Annotated in this window: 7 protein-coding genes; 1 reads left to right on the plus strand and 6 read right to left on the minus strand. The window is 30.8% G+C overall.

Annotated features, from left to right (window positions below; translation table 11 throughout):
- Nucleotides 1-330: 330 nt before the first annotated feature.
- From HMPREF1552_RS12865 to HMPREF1552_RS00265, 6 genes are all read right to left on the minus strand, one after another.
- A complete protein-coding gene (locus HMPREF1552_RS12865) occupies nt 331-459 on the minus strand; it encodes a hypothetical protein (RefSeq protein WP_255349256.1) in 129 nt (42 codons plus the stop codon).
- On the minus strand, nt 456-632 hold the full coding sequence (locus HMPREF1552_RS11960) for a hypothetical protein (RefSeq protein ID WP_021743009.1): 177 nt from the start codon (nt 630-632) through the stop codon (nt 456-458). Before HMPREF1552_RS11960 ends, HMPREF1552_RS12865 begins: the two co-directional genes overlap by 4 nt.
- A gap of 183 nt (nt 633-815) precedes the next feature.
- Nucleotides 816-1,259 carry a DUF333 domain-containing protein gene (locus HMPREF1552_RS00250; protein ID WP_021743010.1) on the minus strand — a complete coding sequence of 148 codons (444 nt, stop codon included), beginning with the start codon at nt 1,257-1,259 and terminating at the stop codon, nt 816-818.
- Nucleotides 1,260-1,363: 104 nt separating this feature from the next.
- Nucleotides 1,364-2,908 carry a glutamine-hydrolyzing GMP synthase gene (guaA, locus tag HMPREF1552_RS00255; protein ID WP_021743011.1) on the minus strand — a complete coding sequence of 515 codons (1,545 nt, stop codon included), beginning with the start codon at nt 2,906-2,908 and terminating at the stop codon, nt 1,364-1,366.
- A 288-nt stretch (nt 2,909-3,196) separates the two neighbouring features.
- Entirely contained in the window at nt 3,197-5,599 is a 2,403-nt protein-coding gene (locus HMPREF1552_RS00260) for a glycyl radical protein (RefSeq protein WP_021743012.1), read from the minus strand.
- Between the two features lie 37 nt (nt 5,600-5,636).
- The gene (locus HMPREF1552_RS00265) at nt 5,637-6,455 is read right to left on the minus strand and encodes a glycyl-radical enzyme activating protein (RefSeq protein WP_021743013.1); all 819 of its coding nucleotides are present in this window, start codon (nt 6,453-6,455) and stop codon (nt 5,637-5,639) included.
- A 542-nt stretch (nt 6,456-6,997) separates the two neighbouring features.
- Between HMPREF1552_RS00265 and HMPREF1552_RS00270 the strand changes: the two genes are divergently transcribed.
- Nucleotides 6,998-7,723 (plus strand): transaldolase family protein, encoded by a 726-nt coding sequence (locus tag HMPREF1552_RS00270; RefSeq protein WP_021743014.1) that lies wholly within the window; start codon nt 6,998-7,000, stop codon nt 7,721-7,723.
- Nucleotides 7,724-7,886: the final 163 nt, after the last annotated feature.

Consider the following 7,886-nt stretch of genomic DNA (forward strand, 5'->3'; position numbering starts at 1 on the left):
TACAGAAACAAGAGAAGAAAATTTTCCATGAGATAGATTCTCGTTGATTTGTGCAATTTATAATTTTGAACTATAGGTTTCAATCAGGTCTACTAAACTCCATCTAATTAACAGAATGAGTCTATTGATGAAGAGTTATGCTTTTTAGCAGTTCATCTGTAAAATGGAATTATAGTATCACAAACTCGTCAACTACAGCATTTAGTGTCTTGAATATCCTGTTGTTAGATCTGCTTTTTTTAGTTCAGATTTGTGGTGTAAATATGCTATTATAATGTTTCTAAGCATCTTTAAATCTTTTGATTTATGTTATGTCTAATTGGTTCAATATTATACCTCTTTTATTTCATTTGTGCTTAGTAATTCACCTTTTCCTTCTCTTTCCTTGAACCGTTTCAGAAACTCCTCTTCCTCTTCAAATGTCATATTTTTATGATTTTCACTCTTTGGTCTGTTCACAAACTCCTTGTATTCTTTGCTCTGAAAAATATGATTATCCATTTGCTCACAACTTTATGATGAACATCTAAAATTTTAGCTATTTCCTTGTTCTTTTTGTCCATATCTCTTATATTTTCATTTTTGTTTTTTATTATTTTTCTAATTATTCTTATTTCGTATGTTTTTATCATTTTCAGTACTCTATTTATTATATCTCATTATTTTCAGTTAGTTTAATGGGTTTTAGTATTATTATTTTTTCCATAATATATGGTATCTCAAATTAGAATTTTATCTTAAATTTTTATAAAAAAAGACTGTCTCATAATTATGAAACAGCCTTGTCTTTGTTAATAATAAAAAGTTTAAGATTATTAGTTATTTTGTCTGTAATAATCCCATTCATCAATTTGTGTACCATTTCTAAATTTACATACACCTTTTTCGTTACCATTACTGTCTTTAACAGTAATAGACTTTCCACCTTTATCTACACAGAATTTTGCAGCAGGATTTGGTGTTCCTATAACTTGTTTTTCGAAGTCTCTAGTAGTATTATTTTGTCTGTAGTATTCCCATTCTTCTACGGCTGTTCCGTCTTTTAGCTTGCAGACTCCATATTCACCTTTTTTACCTTTAACATTGATAGATTGTCCACCTTGTTTTTGGCAAAATTCTGAAGCAGGATTTGGTGTACTTACTACAGGCGGTGTAGAATTATTGTTATTGTGATTTCTATTTTTTCTCACAGTTCTTGCCATACCAATAACAGATAACATAACCATTATTCCAGCTATAACAATTTTTAAATTTTTCATTTCTAATTCTCCTTTTTATTTTAGTATATTAATTATTTATATCATAAAAAAATTTGTTACTTTTATGATTATTATTATTTTTTACTTAAAAAGTATTTGTTAAATTACTCCCACTCAATAGTTCCCGGTGGCTTAGAAGAAATATCATACACGATTCTATTAATTCCATTTACTTTGTTTATAATCTTATTTGACACTTCCTCAAGGAATTCGTAAGGCAGTTTTGACCATGTGGCAGTCATGAAGTCGATAGTATTTACTGAACGAATAGCTGCTACGTATTCATAAGTTCTTTGGTCGCCCATAACTCCGACAGTTTTTACAGGCAGTAATGTTACAAATGCTTGATCTACTTTGTCGTAAAGTCCTTTTTCCATTAGTTCTGTGATAAAGATGTCGTCGGCTTCTTGAAGAATTTTTACTTTGTCAGGAGTTACTTCTCCGATAACTCTGATTCCAAGTCCTGGGCCTGGGAATGGATGTCTTTTTATAATTGTGTCAGGCAGTCCAAGTTCATGTCCTACTTTTCTTACTTCATCTTTAAATAATTCTTTTAAAGGTTCAAGTAATTCAAATTGTAAGTCTTCTGGCAATCCTCCTACGTTATGGTGAGATTTTATTGTGTGCGAAGGGCCTTTTATAGATTGAGATTCGATTACATCAGGATAGATTGTTCCTTGTGCTAGGAATTTTGCACCTTCCTGTCCTTTAAGTTTTCTGATTTCTTCGTTAAATACTTCGATAAATTCGTTTCCGATGATTTTTCTCTTGGCTTCAGGTTCGTCTACACCTTTTAATTTGTTTAAAAATCTGTCTTTTGCATCAACAAAAACAATGTTTAAGTCAAAGTGTTTTTTGTAATATTCAAGAACTTTTTTTCCTTCATCTTTTCTTAGAAGACCGGTATCTACAAACATACAAGTAAGCTGGTGTCCGATTGCATTGTTAATTAGAACTGCGGCAACTGATGAATCCACTCCACCAGAAAGAGCAAGCAGTACATGTTCATCTCCAACAGTTTCTTTGATAAATTTTGTTTTTTCAGTAATAAAACTTGAAATTTTCCAGTTTCTTTCACATTTACAGATGTTAAATACAAAATTTTCCAAAATTTGTGTTCCACATTCAGAATGGACTACTTCTGGGTGGAATTGAAGTGCATAAATTCCGTTGTTGTTTGTAATTGCGGCGACTGATGAATCTGTTTTTGCAATAATTTCAAAGCCTGTTGGCAATTCTGTGATGTGGTCGTTGTGGCTCATCCAAATGTTAGAAGATTTTTTTACTCCTGTAAACAAAGGATTATCGTTATTTTCTACTTCTAATACAGCTTTCCCAAACTCTCTTGAATTTGCCTTTTCAACTTTTCCTCCGTTTAAGTGTGTGATTAATTGCATTCCATAGCAAATTCCCAAAATCGGAAGATTTAAGTTAAATACTTCAGGATTTACAGTTGGAGCGCCTTTTTCATAAACTGAAGCAGGACCTCCTGAAAAGATGATACCTTTTACCTTTTCTTCTCTATTTTTTATTTTTTCAATATCAATTAAAGGCACAATTTCACAATAAACTTCCATCTCTCTAATTCTTCTGGCAATTAATTGGCTGTATTGTGAACCAAAATCGATAATAATAATTTTCTCTTTCACTTTCCACCTCTATCTATTAAATTTTTTTTATAAAACATAATTTTAATGTAAATATTTTAGCATTATTTTTAAGTTTTTTCTATATATTTTTATAAAATTTAATTTTTAATTTTTTAGTTAAATTATTTTTAGAATGTGTCTAAAATTTTAGACAAATATTTTTGAGATTTAATTTTTTTTCTTTTATTTGCTTATCTTAAAAGATTATAAAAAATACAAGAAGCTAGCAATTTTAGGCTTCTTGTATAGAGAAAACTTATATATAAAAATTATCTAAAAGATAAATGTTTATATTCTTTGTTCAGTTCTTGAAATAATATCATTTTGTGTAGTTCTGTCAAGTGTAACAAATTGAGCGCAGTATCCAGCAACTCTTACTATTATATCTCTATGTTTTTCAGGTTCAACTTGTGCTTGCTTTAATGTTTTTCCTGAAATAATGTTAAATTGAATATGCCATCCTTTTGAACTTATAAATGATTTTATTACATTTACAAATTTTTCAAACTGTTCTGGAGTGTTTACTAATTCTGGCGGATATTTTTGATTCAATAACTGTCCACCTGTAATCATTAGAGTTGGCAATTTATTTACAGAATTTAGTACTGCTGTTGGACCATTTGTGTCAGTTCCTTGAGTTGGTGAACCACCTTCAGCCGCTGGTGTATAGGCATATCTTCCATCTGGAGTTGCACCGCTCACTGTTCCCATTGGTACATTTGATGAGATTCCAGATGTAGAAACTCCGTAACCACAATTAATAGGGCCTCTTCCATATCTTGTATTATGATATTTTTGAATTTCATCAATATATGTCCAGTAAATATTTGTAGCAAATACATCCACTTCATCAATATCATTTCCATATTTAGGTACTTCTAACAATATTTTTCTAATTCGTTGTCCATTTTCTCCAGCATAATTTGTCTGAAGGGCATTGTAAACTTCTTCTTTTGTTAATATTTTATTATCAAAAACAATAGTTTTTAGAGCGTATAGTGAATTTGCAGCATTTGCAATTCCCACTTGAAGACCTGAAATGATGTCATAAACAGCTCCACCTTCTTTTGCGGAAAGTCCTCTGCCAATACAGTCATCAATAAGGCTTGATAATAAAATATCAGGGAATTCTTCCAAATGTGTATCAGACAATGCGTCAAGTGCTACTGATAATTTTGTATAGTGTTTCATGTATTTTTTCCATGCTTCCCACAAATCATCGTAAGTTTCATAGTCAGTAAGTTTTCCAGCTTTTAGTAATTGAAGTCCAGTTCTAGCATCATAGCCATCGGTCAACACAAGTTCAGTTGCTTTTACAAAGTTTAAGAAAGTCATACCAGTACATCTATATCCCCATTTTCCAGGAACAGCCACTTCTACACATCCAACCATTGAATAATTGTAGGCATCTTCAATTTTTACGCCTTTATTTAACAATGCAGGAACTATTATTTCATCTGTATGCATTGCAGGCATTCCATAACCTGTTGCGGCTACTTCGGCACATTTTCTAATAAATTTTTCTGGAGAATTTATGTGAAATCTTGCTGACAGGTTTGGCTGTGTAAGCTTATTTTCTCCAACACTTTCCAGTATTAAATAGCTTAATTCATTTGTAGAATCTTTTCCGCTTGGAGTCGATCCTCCTATTGTAACATTTTGATAAGTTGGATAACCTGCACCATAACCAGAATGCGAAGTTGAACGGACTTTTATTACAGAGTAAAGTTTTACCCATAGACATTGCAGCATTTCTTTTGCAAATTCTCTGTCTAAATCACCTTCCAGTACCTCTTTTTTGTAAAGTGGATATAAATATTGATCCACTCTTCCAAGAGAAGCTGAATGTCCATTGCTTTCAATCTGAATTACTAGATGGATAAACCAGATTGCTTGTACTCCTTCCCAAAATGTCTGAGCAGGATTTTCTGGTACGTTTAGACAATTTTTGTGAATTTGAAGTAATTCTTCTTTTCTTTGGGAATCAGTTTCCTTTTCAGCAAGTTCCTTTGCCAAATTTGCAAATCTATGAGCAAAATTAATAGTTGCCTGTGCTACAATTTGTACAGCCTTTAAGAAGTCGATTTTATTGTATCCGCCATAAACTGTAATGTCTACTTTTTCCATAGAAGCCTTAGCTTCTTCGATGACACCTTTTAGCCCTTTTGTCAAAACCTTTTTAAAATCAGGAACAATGTGTCCGTCACCAGAAGTCATATTTCCTTCTCCGTGAATAATTTTTGCGATTCCAGCTTCTTTTATTTCCTGAGGCATTTGAGCGTGAGCTTTATCCTTTAATGTTTTTCCACGCCACCATTCGCATATTTCAAGTAATTCTGGAATTTCTTCTTCAGGTATTCTGAATTTATCTCCGTCTCTATGGTCAAAGTTACCTTTTGTCTTGATTTCATCAATAATCCAGTCTACTGCATATTCTGGGAAAAGGGGAGCAGTTCTCTCGTCTACAGACTGATTTCCTACGACAAGTTCCCCATCTTTTATATAAATTGTCATATTTTCTAAAATTTCCTTAACTGCATAAGCACGAACAATATATTTTGATTTTCCTTCGTGTTCTTTGTATGCTTTTGTCAAAAGTCTTCCTCTTTCGACACTGACACCAGGAAATTTTGATAAAGCCGATTCTCTTAATTTTTTTACTCTTTCGCTTTTCAAAACAAATTCTTTCATTGTTTTTCCTCCATTTTTTTATTATCTTTAATTTTCGTTATCCATATAATTTTGCTTTCAATCCGTAACTGTTCATTATGCCTACAGCGTTATCTAGTTCCGCTTGTGTATGTTTTTCCAACGTTTTCATAGGATATTCACGACCTAGTTTTCTATATTTTTCTAATCCCATTGTGTGATAGGGGAGAATGTTTACTTCTAGAAGATTCAATTTTTTTAGGAATTCTGCTGTTTGACGAATATTCTTCTCGTCATCATTAATTCCTTTTATAAACGGAAATCGCATAATGATTTTTTTGTGCCATTTTGAAAGTTTTGTAAGATTTTCTAAAATAATTTCATTTGAGACAGAAGTGTATTCCTTATGTTTTTGGCTATTTAAGTGCTTTATATCAAATAATACAGTATCTGTTAGTTTTGCTAAATTTTCAAGATCCTTGTAATTCCCATATCCTGTCGTTTCTATGGCCGTGTTAATATATTCTTCTTTTAACTTTTCAAAAAGTTCTATTGCAAAAGCTGAATTTACAAGTATTTCTCCGCCACTCAATGTAACACCGCCACCAGAATTTCTATAAAAGTTTTCATCTTTCATAACGATTTCAAATACTTCTTCCAATGTCATGTCTTTTGCAACTTGTTTTAGTGAATTTGCGGCAGGACAGCCAGAACATGGATTTTTGTTTCCTTTGTAAAGAGAGCCATCATAATCCCAAAATTCATTTTCCAATTTTTGCGTTTCAGGATTGGAACACCACAGACATCTAAGTGGACATCCTTTAAAATACACGACTGTTCTAATTCCTGGTCCATCAAATGTAGCTCCTCTTTCAATATCTGTAACTAATGCTCTCATAGATTATCTCCCTCTTTTTCTTTTTAAAAAATCTATAGTTTCAAATTGTTTCTTTCTATTTCGATTTTATCCTATTTTTGAAAATTTGTCAATAGTTTTATTTAATTTTATAAAAAATTATAAAAAACCTGCAATATAAATATAATTGCAGGGGAAAATGTTTTTTCGTTTTGGGGTGTTATCTTCTGCTTAGGATGTAGTAAATAACCACAAGTTGAACTAATATAAAAACTATATCCCGTTTCATTGGACATCACCCCAAATCATAATATGAATTAGGTAACGAACCTAAAAATGTTATAAAAATTTAATACAAAAAAACTAGCCCAAATTGAGCTAGCTCTTGTCGTTGTTTTTTCATATTATGATTGTTTTCTTGTATAACAATTATACTATAAAAAAAATAATTATTCAATCAAAAAATTTTCAAAAAAATTAAAAAAATAGATTGACATTTCTTAAATTATATATTAAAATTGTATCGAAATAAAACGAAACCAATTAAAATATTAAACTATTTGATATAAAAAACAAAAGAAAGGATGACAGAAATGCAATATTTTATTGATACGGCGAATTTAGAAAGTATAAAAAAAATCAGTGATATTTTTCCAATAGCAGGTGTAACTACAAATCCTACTATTATTGCAAAGGAAAAAAGAGATTTTAAGGATATTATAAATGATATTTTTGATATTATTGGAAGAGATAAAATTGTGCATGCACAGGCTGTGGGAAGTACAGCTGAAATAATGATAAAAGAAGTGAAGCTTCTGCATGATACTTTTGGAGAAAATCTTTATACAAAAATCCCTGTAACGCCTGAAGGTATAAAAGCTATAAAAAATTTGGCAAAAGATGGATATAAAATTACTGCAACAGGTATTTTGTCACCTCAGCAGATAATTATGGCAGCTGAAGCAGGAGCAGAATACATGGCTCCATATATCAATCGTTCTGATAACATTGGCGAAAATGGAATTGAAATTGTAAAAGATGCATATAAAATCCTTGAAATGACTAAAAAAACTGATGAGGAAAAACTGGCACGGTACAAAAGAATTTTTGAGCCAAAAATATTAGGAGCTTCATTTAAGAATGTAAGACAAGTTCATGAAGCAATTTTAGCTGGATCAAAATCTGTAACAGTAGCTCCAGACGTTTTTGAAAAATTAATTTATCATCCTTACACAGACTGGAGCATGGATACATTTAATTCAGACTGGGAAAAAGTTTATCGCCAAAAAACATTGCTTGATTTATTATAATTTTTGAAATTTAAAAATAGAGTTTTTCTCAATTTAAAATTAAAAGTTTTACGTGCTTGCAATTATTTTTTAGATATGTTATAATCAAAATGATAAAAATAAATTATTAAAAAACAAAAAATCAAAATAAATGGAGGAAAAATTAAAATGGCAAAAGCTAAAT

This window comes from Leptotrichia sp. oral taxon 879 str. F0557, from assembly GCF_000469385.1.
Taxonomy (GTDB): Bacteria; Fusobacteriota; Fusobacteriia; order Fusobacteriales; family Leptotrichiaceae; genus Leptotrichia; species Leptotrichia mesophila.

What these genes read in the sequence shown, in the direction of transcription:
- HMPREF1552_RS11960 (WP_021743009.1), bottom strand. Translation starts at nt 632, where the DNA reads ATGATAAAAACATACGAAATAAGAATAATTAGAAAAATAATAAAAAAC.
- HMPREF1552_RS00270 (WP_021743014.1), top strand. Translation starts at nt 6,998, where the DNA reads ATGACAGAAATGCAATATTTTATTGATACGGCGAATTTAGAAAGTATA.
- HMPREF1552_RS00250 (WP_021743010.1), bottom strand. Translation starts at nt 1,259, where the DNA reads ATGAAAAATTTAAAAATTGTTATAGCTGGAATAATGGTTATGTTATCT.
- HMPREF1552_RS00260 (WP_021743012.1), bottom strand. Translation starts at nt 5,599, where the DNA reads ATGAAAGAATTTGTTTTGAAAAGCGAAAGAGTAAAAAAATTAAGAGAA.
- HMPREF1552_RS00265 (WP_021743013.1), bottom strand. Translation starts at nt 6,455, where the DNA reads ATGAGAGCATTAGTTACAGATATTGAAAGAGGAGCTACATTTGATGGA.